Source organism: Marinobacterium litorale DSM 23545, from assembly GCF_000428985.1.
In the GTDB taxonomy this organism is placed as follows: domain Bacteria; phylum Pseudomonadota; class Gammaproteobacteria; order Pseudomonadales; family Balneatricaceae; genus Marinobacterium_D; species Marinobacterium_D litorale.
The window spans coordinates 122,876-144,191 of record NZ_AUAZ01000009.1; the positions used below are offsets into that span (position 1 = coordinate 122,876).

General features: G+C 57.7%; 16 protein-coding genes. 9 read left to right on the forward strand and 7 right to left on the reverse strand.

The window, feature by feature from the left end; translation table 11 throughout:
* The first annotated feature begins 249 nt into the window (after window positions 1–249).
* The 6 genes from G403_RS0109665 to G403_RS0109690 all read left to right on the forward strand — a co-directional run bounded on the left by G403_RS0109665 (window position 250) and on the right by G403_RS0109690 (window position 6,360).
* Entirely contained in the window at window positions 250–900 is a 651-nt protein-coding gene (locus tag G403_RS0109665; protein ID WP_051298809.1) for a TetR/AcrR family transcriptional regulator, read from the forward strand.
* A 229-nt stretch (window positions 901–1,129) separates the two neighbouring features.
* Window positions 1,130–2,572 (forward strand): dihydropyrimidinase, encoded by a 1,443-nt coding sequence (hydA, locus tag G403_RS0109670; protein ID WP_027853818.1) that lies wholly within the window; start codon window positions 1,130–1,132, stop codon window positions 2,570–2,572.
* A gap of 20 nt (window positions 2,573–2,592) precedes the next feature.
* Window positions 2,593–3,426: an ABC transporter ATP-binding protein gene (locus G403_RS0109675; protein WP_169719896.1), complete on the forward strand. Its 834-nt coding sequence runs from the start codon at window positions 2,593–2,595 to the stop codon at window positions 3,424–3,426.
* A gap of 13 nt (window positions 3,427–3,439) precedes the next feature.
* Window positions 3,440–4,321, forward strand: a complete 882-nt coding sequence (locus G403_RS0109680) for an ABC transporter permease (protein WP_027853820.1) — start codon at window positions 3,440–3,442, stop codon at window positions 4,319–4,321.
* Window positions 4,322–4,332: 11 nt separating this feature from the next.
* Window positions 4,333–5,292 (forward strand): ABC transporter permease, encoded by a 960-nt coding sequence (locus G403_RS0109685; protein ID WP_027853821.1) that lies wholly within the window; start codon window positions 4,333–4,335, stop codon window positions 5,290–5,292.
* Window positions 5,293–5,355: 63 nt separating this feature from the next.
* Entirely contained in the window at window positions 5,356–6,360 is a 1,005-nt protein-coding gene (locus tag G403_RS0109690; protein ID WP_027853822.1) for an ABC transporter substrate-binding protein, read from the forward strand.
* Window positions 6,361–6,480: 120 nt separating this feature from the next.
* Here the strand turns inward: G403_RS0109690 and G403_RS0109695 are convergent, their stop codons facing one another.
* The 3 genes from G403_RS0109695 to gcvA form a co-directional block, all read right to left on the reverse strand.
* Complete coding sequence (locus G403_RS0109695; protein ID WP_027853823.1) at window positions 6,481–7,059, reverse strand: DNA-J related domain-containing protein; 579 nt, start codon at window positions 7,057–7,059, stop codon at window positions 6,481–6,483.
* A gap of 27 nt (window positions 7,060–7,086) precedes the next feature.
* On the reverse strand, window positions 7,087–9,927 hold the full coding sequence (locus tag G403_RS25645) for an HD domain-containing phosphohydrolase (protein WP_245578240.1): 2,841 nt from the start codon (window positions 9,925–9,927) through the stop codon (window positions 7,087–7,089).
* A 201-nt stretch (window positions 9,928–10,128) separates the two neighbouring features.
* On the reverse strand, window positions 10,129–11,091 hold the full coding sequence (gene gcvA / locus G403_RS0109705; protein WP_342665437.1) for a transcriptional regulator GcvA: 963 nt from the start codon (window positions 11,089–11,091) through the stop codon (window positions 10,129–10,131).
* A gap of 100 nt (window positions 11,092–11,191) precedes the next feature.
* On the opposite strand from gcvA, the gene G403_RS0109710 reads away from it, so the two are divergent.
* The gene (locus G403_RS0109710) at window positions 11,192–11,383 is read left to right on the forward strand and encodes an RSP_7527 family protein (protein ID WP_027853826.1); all 192 of its coding nucleotides are present in this window, start codon (window positions 11,192–11,194) and stop codon (window positions 11,381–11,383) included.
* Between the two features lie 163 nt (window positions 11,384–11,546).
* Here G403_RS0109710 and G403_RS22815 read toward each other — a convergent pair whose 3' ends face one another.
* From G403_RS22815 to G403_RS0109725, 3 genes are read right to left on the reverse strand one after another with little or no spacing between them, the layout of a single operon-like run.
* Window positions 11,547–14,657 carry an efflux RND transporter permease subunit gene (locus G403_RS22815; RefSeq protein ID WP_051298811.1) on the reverse strand — a complete coding sequence of 1,037 codons (3,111 nt, stop codon included), beginning with the start codon at window positions 14,655–14,657 and terminating at the stop codon, window positions 11,547–11,549.
* Window positions 14,654–15,700: an efflux RND transporter periplasmic adaptor subunit gene (locus tag G403_RS0109720; RefSeq protein WP_027853827.1), complete on the reverse strand. Its 1,047-nt coding sequence runs from the start codon at window positions 15,698–15,700 to the stop codon at window positions 14,654–14,656. The genes G403_RS22815 and G403_RS0109720 overlap by 4 nt, the downstream gene beginning before the upstream one ends.
* 21 nt (window positions 15,701–15,721) lie before the next feature.
* Entirely contained in the window at window positions 15,722–17,104 is a 1,383-nt protein-coding gene (locus G403_RS0109725) for an HD-GYP domain-containing protein (RefSeq protein WP_027853828.1), read from the reverse strand.
* A gap of 193 nt (window positions 17,105–17,297) precedes the next feature.
* Here G403_RS0109725 and G403_RS0109730 point away from each other — a divergent pair, with 193 nt between their 5' ends.
* Complete coding sequence (locus tag G403_RS0109730; RefSeq protein WP_027853829.1) at window positions 17,298–20,081, forward strand: sensor domain-containing phosphodiesterase; 2,784 nt, start codon at window positions 17,298–17,300, stop codon at window positions 20,079–20,081.
* Here G403_RS0109730 and G403_RS22820 read toward each other — a convergent pair.
* Window positions 20,045–20,944, reverse strand: a complete 900-nt coding sequence (locus G403_RS22820; protein ID WP_051298815.1) for a carboxylate/amino acid/amine transporter — start codon at window positions 20,942–20,944, stop codon at window positions 20,045–20,047. The two genes, G403_RS0109730 and G403_RS22820, sit on opposite strands and share 37 nt — an antisense overlap.
* 130 nt (window positions 20,945–21,074) lie before the next feature.
* On the opposite strand from G403_RS22820, the gene G403_RS24920 reads away from it, so the two are divergent.
* A partial coding sequence (locus G403_RS24920; RefSeq protein WP_156899670.1) for a DUF4372 domain-containing protein occupies window positions 21,075–21,316 on the forward strand: 242 nt, incomplete at its 3' end.

The window sequence follows — 21,316 nt, forward strand, 5'->3', positions numbered from 1 at the left end:
CAAAAGGTGGCACCCAAAGAGGCCGTTTTCTTGCATTAAGCCACTGAATAAAAAAGGTTACTTTTGGACTTAAAACCTGAAAAATGCCCCTCTGATGCCCGGAATCAGAGAGGGGTACCGCAGACCACACCGCGCCAACTTCGACCCGAATTGGCGCCTCGGAAGCTCACCCGGTACCATACTGGTGCATCAGGCAGTCGCAAAAGGACATGCTGAAAGCCTTGATTTGAACTGAATAGATAGAAAGTGATGGCAGAAAAAAAGAGTAGCAAAAGGGCCCGTCGCCCCCTGACCGAAATCCGGCAGGACAATATTGATCAGATTCTCAAAGCAGCGGAGCGGCAGTTTGCGGAAACCGGCTTTCCCGGCACCACCGTTGCTGCCATCGCCGATGCCGCGGGCCTGCCCAAGCCCAACGTACTCTATTACTTCAAATCCAAGGAGGGTCTGTATCGCGCCGTTTTAAAGCGGATTCTGGAGCTGTGGATGGAGGCGATGCACGACCTGAGCCCCGATCAACACCCCCGCGAAGCGTTGCGCGACTATATTGTGCGTAAAATCCGCCAGTCTCGCGATTACCCGGATGCATCCAAGATCTTTGCCGCAGAGATACTGCATGGAGCGCCCTATGTCAGGGAGGAGCTGGAAGGCCCACTCAAGGTGCAGTTTGACGACACGGTGGAGGTGATCCGTGCCTGGATCGCCAAGGGCTGGATGGACCCGGTCAGCCCCGAACACCTGCTGTTTACCCTCTGGGCCGCGACTCAGTCTTATGCTGACTTTGGCCTGCAGATGCGGGTTCTGCTGGAGCGTGATGAGTTGCGTGACGATGACTTCGACAACGGAATCGAGCTACTGACCCGGCTGGTCCTCAAAGGCTGCGGCGTAAAAATAGTTTGACCACAGGGTCAAATGCACCAAAACAAGGCTCACTGCTCAAAAGCTGACCACTCGGATCGAAGTGGGCCTTGTCATCTCCTCCTCCCCCAGCCTTCTCACTCCCTACTATTCCAAAAAATAATCACATATTTTCAATGGGTTAATTCAGGCCGGGAATATCTCTTGTCCAGCTGGTCAAACAATTGCATAGGCGATACGACTTTAAAGATCGACTTTGCAGAGGTTTGGAATGGCTCTACTAATCAAGAACGGAACCGTCATCAACGCCGATCAGACACTGAAAGCGGACGTGCTATGCGACAACGGCAAAATTGTCGCCGTGGGACCGGACCTGGACGCGCCGGCCAATGCCGAGGTGGTGGACGCCGCCGGCCAGTACGTGATGCCCGGCGGTATCGATCCGCACACGCACATGCAGCTGCCGTTTATGGGCACCGTTGCCAGCGAAGACTTTTACACGGGCACCCGCGCGGGCCTCGCCGGCGGCACTACGATGATCATCGACTTTGTTATCCCCAGCCCACAGCAGCCGCTGATGGAGGCCTACGCGACCTGGCGCGAGTGGGCCAGCCGTGCCGTCTCCGATTACTCCTTCCACGTGGCGGTTACCTGGTGGGATGACTCGGTGCACGAGGACATGGGCCGTCTGGTAAAGGAAGAGGGCGTAAACAGTTTCAAGCACTTTATGGCCTACAAGAATGCGATCATGGCCGAGGATGAAACCCTGGTTAACTCCTTCAACCGCTGTCTTGAGCTGGGTGCCATGCCCACGGTCCATGCCGAAAACGGCGAGCTGGTATACCACCTGCAGCAGAAGCTGATCGCTCAGGGTCTTACCGGTCCGGAGAGCCATCCTCAGTCCCGCCCCAGTGAAGTCGAGGGGGAAGCGGCCAACCGCGCCATCCGTATTGCCCAGGCCCTGGGCGTCCCGCTGTACCTGGTACACGTATCCTGCAAAGAGGCGCTCAATGAGATCGCCCGCGCCCGTCAGGAAGGGCAGCGTGTTTACGGTGAGGTACTGGCCGGCCACCTGGAGATCGACGACAGTGTCTATCAGAACGAAGACTGGGGTTTTGCCGCCGCCCATGTGATGAGCCCGCCGTTCCGCCCGAAAGAGCATCAGGCTGCGCTCTGGAAAGGCCTGCAGGGCGGCACACTGCAAACCACTGCCACCGACCACTGCTGTTTCTGCGCCGAGCAGAAGGCGATGGGCAAGGACAACTTTTCCATGATTCCCAACGGCACCGCCGGAGTGGAAGACCGGTTGATGATTCTATGGGACTCCGGGGTCAACACGGGCCGCCTGACCATGAACGAATTCGTGGCGGTCACGTCGGCCAACACCGCTCAGATCTTTAATATTTATCCACAGAAGGGACGCATCGTTGAGGGTGCGGACGCCGATATCGTGATCTGGGATCCGACGCTGGAGAAGACCATCTCCGCCAAGACCCACCACCAGAATGTGGATTTCAATATTTTCGAAGGCCGTACCGTGAAAGGTGCCCCCAGTCACACCATCAGTCACGGCAAGGTGGTTTACGCCAACGGCGAGCTGTTTGTGGAAGAGGGAGCCGGCCGCTACATCAAACGCCCCTCCTTCTCTTCCCCGTTTACCGCGCAAAAGCGTTTCAACGAGGTGAACGCACCCTCCGCCGTTAATCGCGACTGATCCGGGAGCAGAATTCGAAAATGGATATGACCATCAATACTCAAGCTGAGGAAAACAGCGCGGGTACGCATCAAGAGGCGCGCAAAATCGTCTCTATCGATGATCTGTCGCTGGTTTTTGAAACCAACGATGGACCGGTGAACGCGCTCTCCCATATCAATCTGGATATTCACGCCGGTGATTTTGTCTCGTTTATCGGTCCTTCTGGCTGCGGCAAGACCACACTGCTACGGGTGATCGCCGATCTGGAACACCAGACCCAAGGCTCTATTCAGGTCGATGGGACCTCGCCCCAGGACGCCCGGCTCAACCGCCTGTACGGCTATGTGTTTCAGGCACCGGCGCTCTTTCCCTGGCGCACCATTGCCGGCAACTGCAAGGTGCCGCTGGAAATTTTTGGTATGAGCAAGGCGCAGCAACAGCGCCAGATCGACAAGTATCTCGATTTAGTAGGACTGGGCGACTTCCACAAGAAGTTTCCCTGGCAGCTTTCCGGTGGCATGCAGCAGCGCGCTTCTATCGCCCGGGCACTCAGCTTCGAACCGGAGCTGATGCTGATGGATGAGCCTTTCGGGGCGCTGGATGAGATCACCCGTGACCACCTGAATCTGGAGCTGCTGAAGATCTGGCGGGAGACCCGCAAGACCGTGGTCTTTGTCACCCACTCGATCCCGGAAGCGGTGTTCCTCTCCACCCATATCGTGGTGATGTCACCCCGGCCGGGCCGGATCGCCAAAATCATCAAGAGCCCACTACCCCGCGAACGCACGCTGGAAGACCGGGAAAGCCCGGAATTCATGGCGCTGGCTCACGAGATCCGGGAAGCGCTGGCCAATGATCACCGCATCAACTGACGGAGGCGCAGAGATGTTCAAGTCGCTTCAAAAAAGTCAGGCCGCCGCGTTGACGCTGATGGTACTGGCGCTGCTGGTGATCTGGTACATCGGTGCGCTTTGGCTCAACAGCGATCTGCTGATCAACGGGTATGAACGGCGCAACATCGACTGGAGTTTCAGCCAGCTGGTGGCGGACGCCTACTCGATGAAACGCCCGCTGCTGCCAACCCCGGATCAGATTGGCGCCGAGCTGTACAAATCGATCTTCGATACCAAGATCGATTCCAAACGCTCGCTGGTGTACCACTCTGGTATCACCCTGTCGTCGACACTGCTGGGCTTTGTCATGGGCGGCCTGCTCGGGATCCTGCTGGCCATTGGCATTGTTCACAATCGCACGCTTGAGCGCAGCTTGATGCCCTGGGTTATCACCTCCCAGACCATCCCTATTCTGGCCATTGCGCCGATGATCATCGTGGTTCTGGGTGCCCTGAACTTCACCGGGGTGCTGCCCAAGGCGATCATCTCCATGTATCTCTCCTTCTTCCCGGTCACCATCGGCATGGTGAAAGGTCTTAGGGCCCCGGACAAGCTGCACATGGAACTGCTCGCCACCTACAGCGCCAGCGGTGGCCAGCTGTTCCGCAAGCTGCGCTGGCCCACCGCACTGCCTTACCTGTTTGCCAGCCTGAAAGTGGCTATTGCCGCCTCCCTGGTAGGTGCCATCGTCGGCGAACTGCCCACCGGTGCCCAGGGTGGCTTGGGCGCAAGACTGCTCAGCGGCTCCTACTACGGACAGACCGTGCAGATCTGGGCGGCGCTGATTGTGGCGGCGGTTCTCGGCGCGGTACTCGTGGCTCTGGTGGGCGTACTGGAGCGCAAGATCAACCGACGGATGGGGGTTGCCGCATGAAGAGCATCCGAATGAGCCACTGGCTGCTGATCGCCCTGGGTGGCTGGGCACTGCTGATGAGTCTCTGGATTACCGCCGGCGAGCCCGGCACCTATAGCCGCCAACCGTTGTGGATAGCATTGGTTCCCCTGATGCTGATCGGGGGCTGGTTTGCCATGGACGCCCTGACTGCGTTGGGCGAGTCGCTCAACTCGAAACCAGCGATCCGGGCTGTCAATCTCGCGATTCCAGCTGTGTTTGCCGCACTGATACTGGTGCTCTGGCAGCTGATTGTGACCGGTTTTGCCGTACCGCAGGTGCTGCTACCAGCGCCCAGTACCATTGGTGTCACTTTTATCACCGAGCTTCAGACCCTGGCCCAGGACTTCGCCCAGACCTGGCTCAAGGCGGTACTGGCGGGTTGGATCATCGGCTGTGGTAGTGGCTTTGCCGTGGCGCTGCTGATCGATCGCAGCCCCTTTTTGCAGAAAGGGCTTCTACCCATCGGCAATATCATGTCGTCGATTCCCATCGTCGGTATCGCGCCGATCATGGTGATGTGGTTTGGCTTTGACTGGCAGTCAAAAGCCGCCGTGGTGGTGATCATGACCTTCTTTCCGATGCTGGTTAACACCCTCGCCGGCCTGCATGCCAGTGATAACCTCCACCTCAACCTGTTGCACACCTACGCCGGCAACCGGCGTCAGACGCTCTGGTATGTGCAGCTGCCGGCCGCTTTACCGTTCATTTTCAATGCGCTGAAACTCAACTCCACGCTGGCCCTGATCGGCGCCATTGTCGCCGAGTTCTTCGGCACGCCCATCGTCGGCATGGGGTTCAGAATCTCCACCGAAGTGGGGCGCATGAACATGGACATGGTCTGGGCCACGATTCTGGTCGCTGCCCTGGCCGGCTCCATCAGTTACGGGCTGCTTGCGCTGCTGGAGCGCAGGCTCACCTTCTGGCATCCCTCGACCCGCGCCAACGGTTAGAGGCAGGGATTTCTCATACAACGTTTGAACACGACAGCTTTGTCAAAGCAGGAGTAAATCAGGATGAAAAAACAGATCGGATCTTGGGTAGCAGGTTGCACGCTGGCGCTGTCAGCTCTTTCCACAGCACAGGCTGCGGACCCGCTTACATTGCAGCTCAAATGGGTCACTCAGGCTCAGTTCGGCGGCTACTACGTGGCGCTGGAGAAGGGTTTCTATGAAGAGGCAGGCCTGGATATGACGATCAAGCCGGGTGGCCCGGATATCGCACCGCCCCAGGTGATCGCCGGTGGTGGCGCCGATGTGATCGTCGAATGGATGCCCGCGGCGCTGGCATCTCGCGAAAAAGGACTGCCCTTGGTTAACATCGGTCAGATCTTCAATAAGTCAGGGATGATGCTCACCTGCCTGAAATCCTCCGGTATCGAGCAGCCGATGGATGTGAAGGATAAAACCTTGGGCGTCTGGTTCTTTGGTAACGAATACCCCTTCCTGGCGTGGATGTCCAAGCTCGGGATAGCCACTGATGGCAGCGAAGGCGGTGTGACCGTGCTCAAGCAGGGGTTCAACGTGGACCCAATCTTCCAGGGCCAGGCTGATTGTGTATCCACCATGAACTACAACGAGTACGGCCAGGTGCTGGATGGTGGCCTGACTCCGGAAGAGCTGACCGTGTTCAGCTATGAAGATCAGGGCGTTGCCATGCTGGAAGATGGCCTCTATACGACCGAAGAGAAGCTGCAGGATCCGGAAATGGTCGACAAGCTCGCACGTTTCCTGAGTGCCTCGGTGAAAGGCTGGAAGTGGGCTGCCGAGAACCCGGAAGAAGCGGCCGAGATCGTGCTGGAATACGATGACACCGGCGCTCAGACCGAAGATCATCAGATCCGCATGGCGAAAGAAGTGGCCAAGCTCCTTGAGGGTAACCCGAAAGAGATCGGCTACCTGGACCCGGCCGCGTTCGACCGCACCGTGGATATCCTGCTCAGCGGTGACTCCGCCCCGGTTATCACCGAGAAGCCGGAGGGCGCCTGGACCCATGAGGTCTACGAGAAGTCCGGCCTGTAAACGGCTATAAACCCGGAAATGTCCCGGCAGATGCCCCACGGCTTCTGCCGGGCTACAACGGGCACCCCGTAGACCGGATGCAGTGCAGCGGAATCCGGGACGGTTCCGGCACAGGGTTTGTTAGACCATTAACAGTTCGTACGCTTCCCGAACCCGGCAGAACTGCTCAGCATCACCTCCTTTATCGGGGTGGTGACGTGCAGCCAGACGCCGGTAGGCAGCGCGGATGGTCTGCTCATCCGCACCGGGCTCTAAGTCAAGCACCTGCCAGGCATCCTGACGCTGGTCATCGCTCAGGTAGCGCTCCCAGAAACCACTCAACAGCTTGCGCACATAATCACTGCTGCTGTTCTCGAATTCGCTCCAATCCAGGTAGTAATCCCGTAACGGCTGATCGCCCCGGGTCAGTGCAGTGGCATCGCTGTGCCTTAGATTCTCAGGCAGTGGATGCAACTGAATGTGCAGGGCCGAAATCTGTAGCTCGAACCCTTCGTCGTACATGATCGGCTGCAGGCGATATAACGCGTTCATGATCAGGAAATGTTTGCGAAACAATACCAGCTCATCGGTGGCATCCGGCTCCTGATCCAGTTTCAACCCATCAAACTCCAGCGCCTTAAGCAGGGCGTATTCGCTTAAGCCTTCGGGGTGAGCATGCAGAACCCGAGCAATGGGCGTTATCAGTGGGTTATGGGCCATACCCCTCCTTCCATTACCGACGGCGTTTTAACCCCGGGCCAACGCCAGCAGTTGACGCTTATCGACCGCGTCGATCTGTTCCGGGCTGAGGAAGCGCTCAGCGTAACGAAGATAGACCCCTGACTCCAGAAACAGCTCAAACGTAGCCTGATCGATATGCTGATCCTTGACCATGAACGCCAGGATGCGTAGGGACTCGGATAGGGTTTTGGCGTCTTTATACGGTCGGTCTGCCGCGGTCAGCGCTTCGAACACATCGGCCAATGCCATTACCCGTTCCGGGATGCTGAGCTGTTCACCGGACAACCGTCGTGGGTAACCGTTGCCATCCATCTTTTCATGGTGGTTGCCGGCGATGTCAGGCACCCGCCGAAGCTCCTTGGGCAGCGGCAGCGCGCTGAGCATTCGGATCGTCTGCACAATATGATCGTTGATGATAAAGCGCTCTTCATCGTTCAACGTGCCTTTCTGAACGCTGAGGTTGTAGAGCTCACCGTAGTTGAACGCATGCTGAGGCAGCAGCATATCAAAACCCCAGCGATTGTCCGGATGATCCTTTTCCACCGGTGGTCGTCTGTCACCCCAGGGCACACAGTGCTCGGGCCTGTCCGCAAGCAGTGGTTCACGTACCGGTGGCGGCGGCGCGTCAGGCGGCAGTCGGTCATACTCCTCGCGCGATAACCCCAGTCGGTTATCAAAGTGGCGGACCCAGCTGCGCCGGGCGATGGTGTTCAGCCGTTCTATCGCCTCATCCGGCATGAACTCGCCGCCGGTGTTGCTCGACGCCACGAAAGCGAACTCCTCCTGCAACTCCCGTTGAACACGCTCCATTTTATGGCGCAGACTGGCCTCATCGCCGCCTTCAATCACCCCCTTCAGGTAATCGATCTGAGCATCTCGCCAGAGCACTTCGAAACGTGTTCTGACCTCGTGAATACGGTTATAGATGGTTTCCAGCTTGGTGGCTTTATCCACCACATATTCCGGACTGGTGACCTTGCCGCAATCATGCAGCCAGGCCGCAATCCGGAACTCCTGGCGTTCGGTTTCGCTCATCCGGAAACGGGCAAACGGCTCCTGTTTGGAGTCTTGAGCAGCATCCACCAGCATCTCCGCCAGCTGCGGCACGCGCTCACAGTGGCCGCTGGTATAGGGTGACTTGGCATCAATCGCATCGGCCAGCAGGCGGATAATGGCATCGATGAGCGCCTGCTGGGTTTCAACCTGGCGCCGGGTTTCGATCGCCGTTGCCGCCGAGCCCGATACCTCATCGACAAACCTGCGAAAGCTTTCTTCATCCATGGTTGATCCTTCGCTGAAACGCAGCGTCAGGACACCCAGTGCATCGCCCTGCCGATCACTCAACCCGGTGGCCATCACCGCCACCCCTTTTTTATCTAGCGCGGCTTTAACCAGATCGCACTGTTCTCGGACACGGCTGATTGAACAGGCGAGCTCCCCCGGCCATTCCGGATGGGCCGCGGACGCAGCGCGAAGCATTTTATGCTGGTCATCGTACAGGTAGACCATACCCGCCTTGGCACCGGTAATTGCGACCAGATTGTCCGTGACACGGCTCACCAACAGATCCAGATCCCGCTCCCGGGCCAGGGTGCGGGAGATCGTCTGAAAATTGCTGATCGCCCGGGACATCCGGTCGATGGTATAACCCAGCTGGTTCACCTCCCGTACCTTCGAGTTCTCATGCAGGGAGTGTGAGAAATCAAAGGCCGCCAAGGCATCGATGCGCTCCGACAAGGTCGTCAAAGGCTGACTGATGACTCGCCCCACCTTGGAGCCGATCAGCATCAACACCAGCATGGCCAGACCGGACCAGAGCACCTGATTCAGACTCTGCTCCTTGGCACCGGCCAACAGCTCGCGTTCCGGCACCGCAAACAGCAGGCGTAAACCCGCCCGGGATGAGGTGCTCATTGGCACGACCATGCCATACCAGCCCTCTTTATCGAGCGTAAACTCCCCCATTTCACCGGCGCGCAACCGGGCAACCTGCTCCAGGACCGGGACCCCCAGTTCATCCAGGTTAGCCAGACGCAAGCCTCGTTCCGTATCCACGCGAATAATCCGGTCCAGCTTCGGGTACGCCACGACCTGCCCCTTATCGGTCACCACTGCCATTTCGTTGCCGGGCGTCGACTGGAGCGTGGATATCAGGATGGAGAGGTCATCCACCGACGCGTCGACCCCGATGACCGTGCCATTAATCGGATTACGCCGCGCCATGGTGACGCCGATTTCACCGGTGGTGTAGAACAGATAGGGCGGTGTCAGGATCGTTTCCAGCGAATCTTCCGCCTGGCGGTACCAGGGGCGCTCTCTCGGATCAAAACGGTAGTCCTGCTTCTGCTGCACTTCCAGCAGGGTGCGTTCACGATTGTAAAAGTGCCAGTTGGCACTGATGATCTCACCCGCCTCGCTGCGCTCAATGCTCTGCAGAAGGTAAGCGGCCCCGTCCGGAGCCTGGACCGCTGAACGCGCCGCCCGGCTGTTCAGTTTACGCAGAAGCATAAAGCTGCCATCTCGATAGCCGGCGTATACGGCACTCAGAATCGGCGTACTCTCCAGGGCCCGAACCAGAACGGGAAGACGGGTCCGGCGGGTTTCCAGGGATGTCGCGCGAGTTATGGGATCCAGGGTGAGAATCTGAAGGGTACTGTCGATGGGCTCGAGCAACCGCTCCAGATGTGTATCCAGGTTGTCAGCCAGCTGGCGGGCACTGTTGCCCGATGCCTTGATCAGGGTCTGCCTGTGAACATTATAGGAGTTGAGTATCAATATGGTGGCCAGTATCAGCATGCCCGCCACAATTGCGCCACTCACCAGCAGATGCAGAGGTAGACCCGCCACTCGCTTTCCGTGCATCAGTCTGCGCCCCGATTTTGAGAGGAAAGTACTCCAGAACTATGAGTCAGGCTCGCCCCCTTGGCAAGCGACTTACTCCATGGGGGCAGTTCACCTGGGCGCGGTGCGCTCAGCCCCCGCTGCGTCAAAGACCCTAACAGACGCATGTGAATGGATGATGTTATCCCTTTCCCGGAGGCACCATGATCACTGATCGCTTGATGCAATGCCTGCAGCCTGAGGATGACCCGCGATATCCTGCTGCATCTCCTCCATAATCCAGTCGCGAAATGCGCGCATACCGTAGGTCAGTGCCCGGTTCTGTTTATAGACCAGATAAAACGCATTCTGGGTATCGAACGCCAGATCAAAGGGAGCCACCAGCTTGCCGGTTTCGATCTCCCGCTGAACCAGCACCCGGTCGGCCAGCGCGATGCCGATCCCCTCAATCGCAGCAGATACTGCCAAAGAGGTGCTGGAAAAGGACATGGTGCGCGTTGCTTCCGACAGGCTGACCCCGATCTCTCGGAGCGCCCGATTCCATTCATGACGACGGCCGGAGATATAGATAAGCGTGTGCTTAACCATATCCCGGGGCTCGACAATGGCTCGATCACCTTCCAGGAACGACGGTGCACAGACTGGAGTCTGGACGATATTACGCAGCAGATGTTCTTCCACCCCTTCCCAATTGCCATGGCCGTAGTAAACCGCCATATCGGTATCGGAGTGCTCAAAGTCGATATACCCCATGGTTGAGCTGAAGCGCAGCTCAACGTCGGGAAAGCGCTCCTGGAAATGGGTGATGCGCGGCACCAACCAGCGGGTCAGGAAGAAGGGGGCCACACTGATATTAACGGCACTGGTGTTGGTGGCGGTCATCAGGCGTCGAGTGGCACTCTCCAGCTCATCCAGCGCGAGCTGCACCGAGCCCAGATAACGCTCACCCTGTCCCGTCAGGTAAACCTGCCGTTTTTCGCGCCGGAACAGCTTGAGCCCGAGAAACTCTTCAAGAGACTTCAACTGATGACTGACCGCGGACGGGGTCACACACAGCTCCTCGGCAGCCTTGTTGAAACTGCCGTGACGCGCCGCAGCCTCGAATACACGCAGTGCATTCAATGGGGGTAAACGTCGGATGATTGAGTCCTCATTAATGTTTAGTTTTATTCAACTATAGCCTGAAAAAGGGTCGTTTGCCCAGTTTCCGATTCAACCTTAGTATTATGCCTATAAAGTGATCAATCCAAACAAACCTGAGGACTTCATTATGAGTACCGAACGTTTCGAACTTAAGTACACTACTGATAACGTCATCGACGTGGACTACTACATCGAACAGGCGCGCGCCGACCGTGCAGCTTTTGTTGCGGAGTTCTTCCGCAAGACCTTCTTCCGCAAGAGCGAAAAAAGCGGCAAGGCACGTGTTTCCTACAGCATGCAGCAATCACCGGCCCACTAAGCCTGTGATTGCTGCGGGTAAACGGCCCCGCTGCAACACCCTACCTTAAGACGAGCTCTCGTCTTCATACAGCAAGCAGGCGCAACACCAACACAATAACTCCGGGACTCCCGGGCGCCTTACTGCGCTGCTGACTGAACAACAACATGACGTTTTCCAGCACTTACTCCGCCGGGTCCGGACGTGATAACAGCTGGTAGTTGACCGGTACCAGCAGTAACACCACCAGCATCGAAAAACTCAGTCCACAGACAATCGTCACCGCCAGTGGTTGCAGCATTTCGGCCCCTTCACCGAAGCCGATCGCAAGCGGAAGCATGCCCACAACCGTGGTCAGCGTTGTCATCATAATCGGGCGTAGACGTAAACGCGCCGCCTCGGTAATCGCCTCCACCCGTTTCAGACCGCGGTTACGCGCCAGCTCAATATACTCAACCAAGACAATGGCGTTGTTTACGACGATACCGGCGAGCATGATCAGGCCGAGCCAGACAGGCATCGACAGTGGCAGATCCAAGAGCCGGATGCCCACGGCCACTCCAATCAGGCTGAACGGCACACTGAGCATGATCACCAGCGGGTTGCGCAGTGACTCATACTGCACGGCCATCACCACAAATACGAGAAAGAGCGCCAGCGCCAGCAAAATTCGCGTTGTTGCCTGCCCTTCGCGCAGCGATTCCAGCCCACCACCATCATATAGGGTATAGCCCTCCGGCAGGTCGATCTGATCGGTTACCGCGGCGATACGTTGATAGACACCGCCCAGGGTCGCCCCTTCACTCAAGGTGGCGCTGATTTCCACGATCCGCATCTGGCGATCACGCAAAATCTCTGCCGGTGCCTGTGTCAGCGCGAGCTCCGCCACACTGCCCAGGTAGACCGGCGCGCGGGCACCGTTGGCCGGGAACAGCAGGATAGACTCCAGATCCTGGGGCGTGGACGCCTCACTGCGCGGCAAACGAACCCTCACATCGTAACTGCTGCCATCTTCCAGGAAGTCGGTGACCACACGCCCCTCCAACGCCAGTTGCAGCGCATTCGACAGATCCTGGACCTCCAGCCCCAGGGAGGCGGCTCGCTCGCGATCCAGCCGAATCTCCAGCTCCTGCTGAACCTCCTCACTGGACCACCCCAGATTACGCAGCCCCTCCACGCTCCTGAGTCTGCCAACCGTTTCACGCGCCAGTTGATCCAATACCTGCAGATCGGCACCCTGAATACGCAGGCTGATATCGTCATCGCCGCCGCTGGTACGCAAACCGCGGATACCCCGCTGACGCATTCTGACCTGCAGACCCGGAATCTGTAGTGCACGAATCTCGCCGTTTACGCGCCGAATCCATTGGTCTGAGCTGACCGACCGCTGCGCCAGGGGCGCCAGCTGAACCCGAATCGTCGCCCGGTTGCCGATCTCCCGGGCTGAACGACCAAACACCGAGCCACCACTGATGGTGAACACCGACAGAGTCTCGGGTTGCTGTTGGGCCAACGCTTCCAGGCGATTCACATAGTCATCCAGTTCATGCAGCCGAATACCGGGATCCGCCGTGACGCGCATATAGATTTCACCGTTATCCAGTGCCGGTAAAAAGGCCTGCTTGCCGCTGAGGAAGGTGGGCAGAGCAGCTGCCAACGCAGCTAAAAAAGCCAGTACAACAAGAAATCGCCAGCGTAAAAGGGTTACGATCGCGCCGGAGTAGCCCTTCCCCAACCCGTTCATCACACCATCGATGGCCCGCCGGACCGGACTTTCTCGCGTCGTATGTACTCTGGCTGCCAGTGACGGCACCAGCGTCAGCGCGATCACCATGGAGGCCAGAATGGCGGCCGATATGGTAAAGATCAGTTCACGGAACAGCAGGCCAACCAGCCCGCCGATAAACAAAAAGGGTAGCACCGCCGCCAGGTTGGTTGTCGTGGAAGCAACCAGTGCCGAATTAACCTCCGCGGCGGCCGTGGTCGCGTCATTAATGCCGTGCTCCCCCTGGCGTTGGTGCCGGTAGATGTTCTCCAGCATGACGATGGTGTTATCCACCAGCATCCCCACACCCAGTGCCAATCCACCCAGCGTCATGATATTGAGTGTGAGCCCACCCAGCCCCATCAGTACAAAGGTCACCATCACGGCGATCGGGATGGCACTGCCGATAATCAGCGTGCGACGCAGGTTGCCCAGGAACAGATACACCACCGCCATCGATAACAGCGCCCCGCTGACCACGGCCAGCGCCGAGTTATTGAGTGCCTGGCGCACAAATACGGACTGGTCGGACACCGGCCGCACCTGCACATCATCCGGTAGCAGACGGTTTTGCCTCAACCAGTCAATCTGGCGACTGACCGCATCAGCCACAGCCACGGTATTGGCCGTGGGCTGTTTCTGTATGGACAGTTTGACAGCCGGTACGCCGTCGGAACGGATCCGCATGCGTTCTTCCTGATGCGTATCCAGCACCCGTGCAACCTCTCCCAAGGGTACCGTGGTGCCATCCTGAAGCTGCAACGGCAGGGACGCGATCGCCTCCACGTTCTCGAATCGTCCGTCGATGCGGCCGGCCAGCTCCTGTCGGTTCATACGCAGACGCCCCGCCGGATCCTGCCGATTACCCCGTTGCAACGCGGACACCAGGTCATCAATCGACAATCCAAGCGCCGCCAGGCGCTGCTGATCCGGCAGCACCTGAACCTCTCGGATCAATCCCCCCCCGATTTCGGCCGCCGCCACCCCCGGCAGGTTGACGAACCACTTGGCCAGCACATCGTCACTCCAGCTTCTTAATGCCACCGAATCGCGCAAGCTGGAGCTGATCGCGAACTCCATGACCGGGATCTGTGCCGGATCCAGTTTGTAGATCACCGGGTTATCGATGCTATCCGGCAGATACCGCCGCGCACGATCGAGCCGGGTACTGGCATCACGCAGGGCGATATCGATGTCTTTTCCGTAGGGAAAGGCCAGATCCACCTCGGAGCGCCCCAGACTGGTCTCGGAGCGGATCGATACCGCATCTTCAGTGATCGACAACTGCTCCTCCAGTGCCCGGGTAACCTGATCCTCCATCACCGGTGCAGGCACGCCCGGATCATTAATACGCACACGAATTTCGGGATAGATGATATGAGGCAGCAGATCCACTGACAGCCGGCCCAATGCAAACAGCCCCAGGATGATTACCGCCAGGGCGATCATGCTGACACCGACCGGGTGGCGGATCGACCAACCGGCCAGCCCACTGCCATGCAAGGTTTTATGACTGAGACCGGTGCTCATGAGGCGGGCTCCGCGTTCACCACGCTCACCGCTTTACCCGGCGTCAGTCCGAGAAAGCCGCGAACGACAATCCGATCACCCGGCTCTATCCCATCCAGAATCTCAATCTGGTCACCCAGGCGGATGCCGGTCACCAGCGTGCGGCGCTCCACCGAGCCCTCCCTGTTAACGACATAGACAAACGGTTGCTCTTCAAACAGGAGTGCTCCAAACGGCAGCATCAAACGCGGTTTATCCGCCGTTGCCAGCTTCACACGGATCAGCTGGCCGGGTTTGGCCCTTGCGGGAGGCGAGGCAAGACGGATCTCCAACTCTCCGCGCCGTGTCACCGGATCCACCTGCGGGTAGATACGGCTGACGTGGGCCGGAACGCTCTCCCCGCCTAATGCATCAATGGATACACTGACCGGATCACCCACCGATAACTGGGCAAGCACCAGTTCCGACAGACTCACTTGCGCGATAAGCTGCGTCGGATCAATTAACGTCAGCAGATGATCATAACGTTCGACCACCCCGCCGGGCTCCACCAGCCGCTCGCTGATCACTCCTTCAAACGGCGCTTCAATCCGGGTATAGGCCAGTCGGGTTTCAAGGATATCCACATCAGCACGGGCCACCCGGGCCTGGGTTTCGCGGCGCAGGAGATCCTCATGGGAGACCAGATTACGCCCTGTTAACTGGCGCAGCCGTTCCAGATTCTGCTGCGCTTCACTCAGAGCAGCCCGGGCACGGCCCAGCTCGGCCCGCAGTAGCACATCATCCAGCTCAACCAACACCGCCCCCTGAGCCACAGAGTCACCGGGGTAGAAGGGCAGGCTGCGAATTTCACCCGCCTCACGGGCATGAATATTAACGACCCGTTCCGCGCGCAGGGTACCGGTCCGTGTGCGATGAATAGAAACCGGCTCCAGCGTAGCCCGTGTCACTTCAACCAGATGCACCGAGGGAGCCGACCGGGCAGTCTGCGCCTGCTCGGTTTGTTCACACCCAGCCAGCAACAGAAGTGAGCACACAGCAACGCTCCATGTAAGCCGATTCATCGATATCGTCCCTCGTTAACATTAACCATAAGCCGCCACACGCCCCTGCGTATCTTTCTCCAGTCGCTCCATGGCGCCCTCAAGCGCAGCTAGACAGTGACGGTCGATGGCAGTATCCACCTCCTTACGCATTATCGCCAGAGCTTCATCCACCGGTATCGCCCCTCGGTAGGGCCGCTCAGCCGTGATTGCATCGAAAATATCCGCGACCGTTATGATCCGCGTCTCAAGACAGATCTGATCACCACTGAGCTGTTTGGGGTAACCTGCGCCATCCAGTCGCTCATGGTGGGCACCTGCCACCACGGCAAGCCGTGAAAAAGCACCGATCCGTGAGAGAATCTCTTCGGTAAAACCGGCATGGGCGCGCACTGCCTGCCACTCCTGTTCATCAAGCCGCCCGGGCTTATCGAGAACCGCATTGCTGACGCCTAATTTACCCACGTCATGTAACAGAGCACCCCGTTTAAGCCAGCGCCGCCGCGGCCCGTCCAGCCCCATCGTCTCGGCAACCATATCGGTGTACAACCCCACACGTTCACTGTGCCCGGCGGTGTAAGGGCTTTTTGAGTCAACGACCTGACCGAAGGCGCCGGCAATTTCATCCAGATAATCCTCGTCCAAAGGCACCCGCTGATCCGCCGGTTCAAGCGACATGATCACGTCAGCCAAATCCGGCGCATTGAGCGTGGACCAGAATGAGGGCCGCTCCGCCACCGTCCGGAAAACCGCGACCAGAGACGGATCGAACCATTGTCCGGAGCGTGCCTGCACTTCGTCTTTCGCGGCCTCGGCACCGCCGGTAATCTGGAACACATCAACCACCTGAGCGAGCAGCGCAATTCGGGAAAACAGGGGGATAGCCGCGCCCTGCAATCCTTCGGGCTGACCTTTCCCGTTCCAGTGTTCATCCAGGGCATGAATACCCTCGGCCACGGCCTCCGGAAAGCGCAATTGACGAGCAATACCGGCGCCTCGCTCACAGCGCGTCTGGATCAGTTCGCGCGCCAGCTCGTCCCCCTCCCGTACCACCTTAAGCAGGGTTCTGAACCGCTCAGCCAAACCCGCGTTCACACCGGTATGCTGCAGGATAAAACGGACCACCTGGGACAGACTGTCGTTAACTTGCTTGAAGTCACGTTTAAACCCGAGATCATCTGTATGATATAGCTGACAAATCCGTGCCGCATTGCTGGAGCAGCCCAGGTCCTTGAGCAGAAGCGTGTAGTAAAGTGCCCAGCGCTGTTCGGAACTCAAACCCAACGCCTGAGCGATCTGCATACCGATCCAGCAGCAGCGCATACAGTGACCGGGCGGCTGGCCCTCGGTCATATCCAGTGCATGGCTGAGCGCAGCGATTAGCTCGGCCATGCGCAATTCACTGTGTTCGGGGTTTCCTCGCATGATTCACCTCCGGTTGTTTCTCTTAGTGTATAGGCGTTTTGACCGGTTTTGGTTTACCGTGAAATTGCAGGTCCGCTCGGAATCACTTATAAATATCCCCTTGGTGGAAAAGGGTTATTGCAGGCATGGCGATCCTTAAACGAGCAGAATCAGCTCGCACAATCCGGCTTTCGGCATATGGAGCGCTTCGACCGTGAGATTGGTCAACCATCTGTATCGAGACCTGGATACACTGGAACAGTTCATCAAGACCGAAGCGCTTGACGCTCGAAAGGGCCTGCTCCAGGTCTTCACCGGCATCCTCGACACTGAGGCGGTCAGGGCACTCCTGTCCAAAATTCAGCAATGGACCCCGGGCTTCGCGATTATTGGCGCATCCACCAGCGGGGAGATCGCCGACAGTGAAATCCACGATGAAACGATTCTGCTTTCATTTTCCCTGTTTGACTCAACGGACGTGGACGTCATCCATGTCGCCGATTCTTCGCACGAAAGTGGCGTGGAGCTGGCCCGCTCCCTGGCTCATTCTGACGTTCGGCTAGCCATCGCCTTTGGGAACACACTCAATGCCAACCCCGAGCACTTTATCAGCGGCCTTTCATGCGGGGCCCCTAACCTCTTTATCGCCGGGGGCAACGCCGGGGATAACGCATGCTTCGAGCACTCGTTCGTTATCGCGAATGGCGAAGTTTACACTCAGGGTATGGTGCTTGCGCTGCTTCGTGGGCCTTCCCTGCAGGTCAGCAACCGGGCGATTCTGAACTGGGCACCTATCGGCAACGAAATGCATATCACCCGTTGTCAGGACAATGTGGTGTATGAACTGAACGGAAAGCCTGCGCTGGAGGTTTACGGTTACTATCTGGGCGAGGAGGTGCTTGCCACCGCCCCGCAAAGCCTGATGGAGTTCCCGCTGATCGCGATGGTAGATGGCATCCCGGTCGCACGCTCTCCGGTGGGTCTCGCCGATGACGGAGGCATTCTCTACGCCGGCGGATTCAGACCTGAAGAACCGGTTCGTTTCGGTGTGGCCGATATCGGGACAATCCTCAGCAGTGCCTGTGACAGTGCTCTGGAAATGGGGCAGAGTCTGCCGATCGAAGCGGTCTACATCTATTCCTGTACCGGCCGTCGCTCATTCCTCAAAGAGAACATGGCAGACGAGGTGGCAGCACTCTCCACATTAGGACCCTGTGCCGGATTTTTCACCTACGGCGAGTATCTGCACACGTCCAATAGCAACCGTTTGCTCAATATCACCAGTACGCTGGTCACCCTGTCAGAATCCTCCCGTATCGAGCCAAGAACGGCTGATCTCAAGGCGATCAACGCAACCCAGGCCTCCACATTGCGTTCCCTGACCCACCTGTCAAACCTGGCCACACGGGAGTTGAACCAGTCGATGAAGCAGCTCGAGCAGTATAAAAATGCGCTCGACCAAACCGCCATCGTCTCCAAAACCGACAAAGCCGGGCGTATCACCTACGTTAACAGCCTGTTTGAACAGATCAGCGGTTACAGTGCCGAGGAGGTGCTTGGAAAAACGCACCGTGTCCTGCGTCACCCCGATATGCCCTCTGAGGTATTCGACGACATGTGGTGTACCATCTCAGCCAAGAAGACCTGGACCGGCACGATCAAGAATCTTAAAAAGAACGGTGATTATTATTACGTCCACAGCACCATCGTGCCGATCCTCGACGCAAAGGGACAGATCACCGAGTACATCGGAATCCGGGATGATATTACCAATATTCTGGTCAACGAAGAGCGCATCGCCCAGCAGCTCACCGACAAGTTGACTGGCCTCCCCAGCCGAACCCGTCTGTTGGAAGATACCGAAAGAGAGCAGTCATCGGTTCTAGCACTGGCCGATGTCAGCAGTTTTAAATCGATAAACGACTACTACGGGATTGCCACCGGGGATCGGTTAATCGCCGGAATCGCGCAGGTGCTCAGCGCTCAGCTGGCAGATACGGGTATCCGAGTTTACCGCCTTTACGGCGCCGGTTTTGCGTTTCTACCCGCAAAGGGTATGAGCGTTCCGGTGTTTGAACGTCAGCTGCTCAGAGCCTCCCAGGAACTGCATGCCAACCCGGTGGAGGTTGCCGGAGAACCTATTGATGTGGAGCTTTACTTCGGGATGTCGGAAGGTGAGGAGCACCTGCTGGCTCTGGCGGAAGCGGCTCTGCAGAAGGCGAAAGAGGAAAAGGTCACCGAATCGATACTCACCTACAGCGAGCGTGACCAGAACCACCTGAACAACCTGTTCTGGATTCAGGAGGTGAAGGACGCAATCAGCGATGGTCGGATGATCAGTCACTATCAGCCCATCGTCGATGCCAGCGGTCTGGAGAGCAGCTGTAAATACGAGTCGCTGCTGCGCATGGTAGACCGGGACGGGGAGATCATCTCCCCCTTCCACTTTCTCGATATCATCAAGCACACCAAATACTACCCGCGGATAACCCGCGACGTCGTCGCCCGGGCCATCACCAAAGCCAAAGAAACCGGATGCAGTATTTCAGTAAACCTCTCTGCCGAGGATATTGCCAATCGGGAGACCCGGGAGTTCATTATCGGGCAGCTGCGCGAAGGCGGCGGCAAAAATCTGATTTTCGAGATTACCGAAGGGGAATCATTGAAAGATTATCAGGAGGTGAAGGCGTTTATCCGCTCCATCCGCGCCTATAAAGCGGAGGTGGCGATCGACGACTTTGGCAGTGGCTATTCCAACTTTTCCTATCTGGTCGAGATTCAGCCGGAATATATCAAGATCGATGGTTCCATTATCTCCGGCATCCTCACCGATAACAGCCGTATGCTGGTAACTGAGAGCATCATCGACCTGGGTCACAAGATTGGCGCGCGAGTCATTGCTGAGTTTGTCTCCAGCGACGAGATCGCCGACTGCCTGCGCACAGCCGGCGTTGATTTCTTTCAGGGCTTCGCTGTGGGCCGCCCCGGTCCGCTGTAGCTCGCTGCATTATTACTGGCTTGCCAGCGCCGGTTCAACGCCAGCGAGAGCAGGATAATCGCACCACCAATGCTCAGTCGTACCAGATCAGCATCCCGGTTCCAGATCAGAAGGTTCACGATCAACCCCGCCGGAATCAGCGCGTTGTTCATAATGCCCAGCGTACCGCCATCCACCAATGTGGCTCCCTTGTTCCAGAGGTAGAAGCCAAGGCCCGATGCGGCCAGGCCGAGCCAGACCAGGACACCCCACTGCAGAGGCGTCTGCGGCAGTTTTTCCGGATTCCCCAGTACCAGAAACGCCGGCAATACGATGGCCAGCGCTCCTAGATAGAAAAAGCCGAAACTGCGGTAAAGCGGTGCATCCACCTCGAAACGGCGCACCAGATGCGCATAGCCCACCTGGCCAGCGGCAAAGGCGGCGTTGGCGAGCTGCAGAATTAACAGACCCAGCAGGTATTGATCGGAGATCTGGTCATAGCGGATCACGCCGGCGCCGATTACGGCCAACAGCGTGGATATCAGCGGTCCCACACTGAACCGTCCCTTGAGCCCTTCATCGATCAGTGCGACATATAACGGTGTCGTAATCGTAAACAGCAGCACCTCAGGCACGGTGAGGTATTCGAAGGAGAGATAAAGACAAACGTAGGTCACACCAAACTGCAGCGCGCCGCATAGCATAATGCCGGCAGAGAAGGCACGCGGCAGTCCGGACCAACGTAGAAACGGCAGGAACAGAGCTCCAGCCAGCAGGATGCGAGTCAGTACCGCAAAATAACTATCCACACGCCCGGCCAGGTATTCGCCGATCAGGCTGAATGAAAATGCCCAGAGGACAGTGACAAAAATCAGGTAACGCACAGCTAATCTCCATTAAAAGGGCGGCTCAAGGCCACTGCTGTCCCATAAATAGCAGTAAATGAAAAAGCCTGAATCCGAGTGAGTAAAATGAGAGTGCGACCAAACACTCTACTCACAAAGGATTCAGGCTTTGTCTCATCATAACACCGCGTTTCATCAGTTGCTCCAGCCCTTGTCCAGACATGATTTCGAGCGAACGGCCCGTGAGCATCATGTAGGGCAAAAGCTCCGTTCTGCTTCACGCTGGGATCAGTTCATTGGCATTGCGATGTCCCAGATTTCTGGCCGACAAAGCCTTCGAGATATCGAGTCCAGCCTCGCCAGTCAGCGGCATAAGCTCTACCACCTCGGAGCCAAGCCTATTGCTCGCTC

What these genes read in the sequence shown, in the direction of transcription:
- G403_RS0109665 (WP_051298809.1), top strand. Translation starts at nt 250, where the DNA reads ATGGCAGAAAAAAAGAGTAGCAAAAGGGCCCGTCGCCCCCTGACCGAA.
- hydA (WP_027853818.1), top strand. Translation starts at nt 1,130, where the DNA reads ATGGCTCTACTAATCAAGAACGGAACCGTCATCAACGCCGATCAGACA.
- G403_RS0109675 (WP_169719896.1), top strand. Translation starts at nt 2,593, where the DNA reads ATGGATATGACCATCAATACTCAAGCTGAGGAAAACAGCGCGGGTACG.
- G403_RS0109680 (WP_027853820.1), top strand. Translation starts at nt 3,440, where the DNA reads ATGTTCAAGTCGCTTCAAAAAAGTCAGGCCGCCGCGTTGACGCTGATG.
- G403_RS0109685 (WP_027853821.1), top strand. Translation starts at nt 4,333, where the DNA reads ATGAGCCACTGGCTGCTGATCGCCCTGGGTGGCTGGGCACTGCTGATG.
- G403_RS0109690 (WP_027853822.1), top strand. Translation starts at nt 5,356, where the DNA reads ATGAAAAAACAGATCGGATCTTGGGTAGCAGGTTGCACGCTGGCGCTG.
- G403_RS0109695 (WP_027853823.1), bottom strand. Translation starts at nt 7,059, where the DNA reads ATGGCCCATAACCCACTGATAACGCCCATTGCTCGGGTTCTGCATGCT.
- G403_RS0109710 (WP_027853826.1), top strand. Translation starts at nt 11,192, where the DNA reads ATGAGTACCGAACGTTTCGAACTTAAGTACACTACTGATAACGTCATC.
- G403_RS22815 (WP_051298811.1), bottom strand. Translation starts at nt 14,657, where the DNA reads ATGAGCACCGGTCTCAGTCATAAAACCTTGCATGGCAGTGGGCTGGCC.
- G403_RS0109720 (WP_027853827.1), bottom strand. Translation starts at nt 15,700, where the DNA reads ATGAATCGGCTTACATGGAGCGTTGCTGTGTGCTCACTTCTGTTGCTG.
- G403_RS0109725 (WP_027853828.1), bottom strand. Translation starts at nt 17,104, where the DNA reads ATGCGAGGAAACCCCGAACACAGTGAATTGCGCATGGCCGAGCTAATC.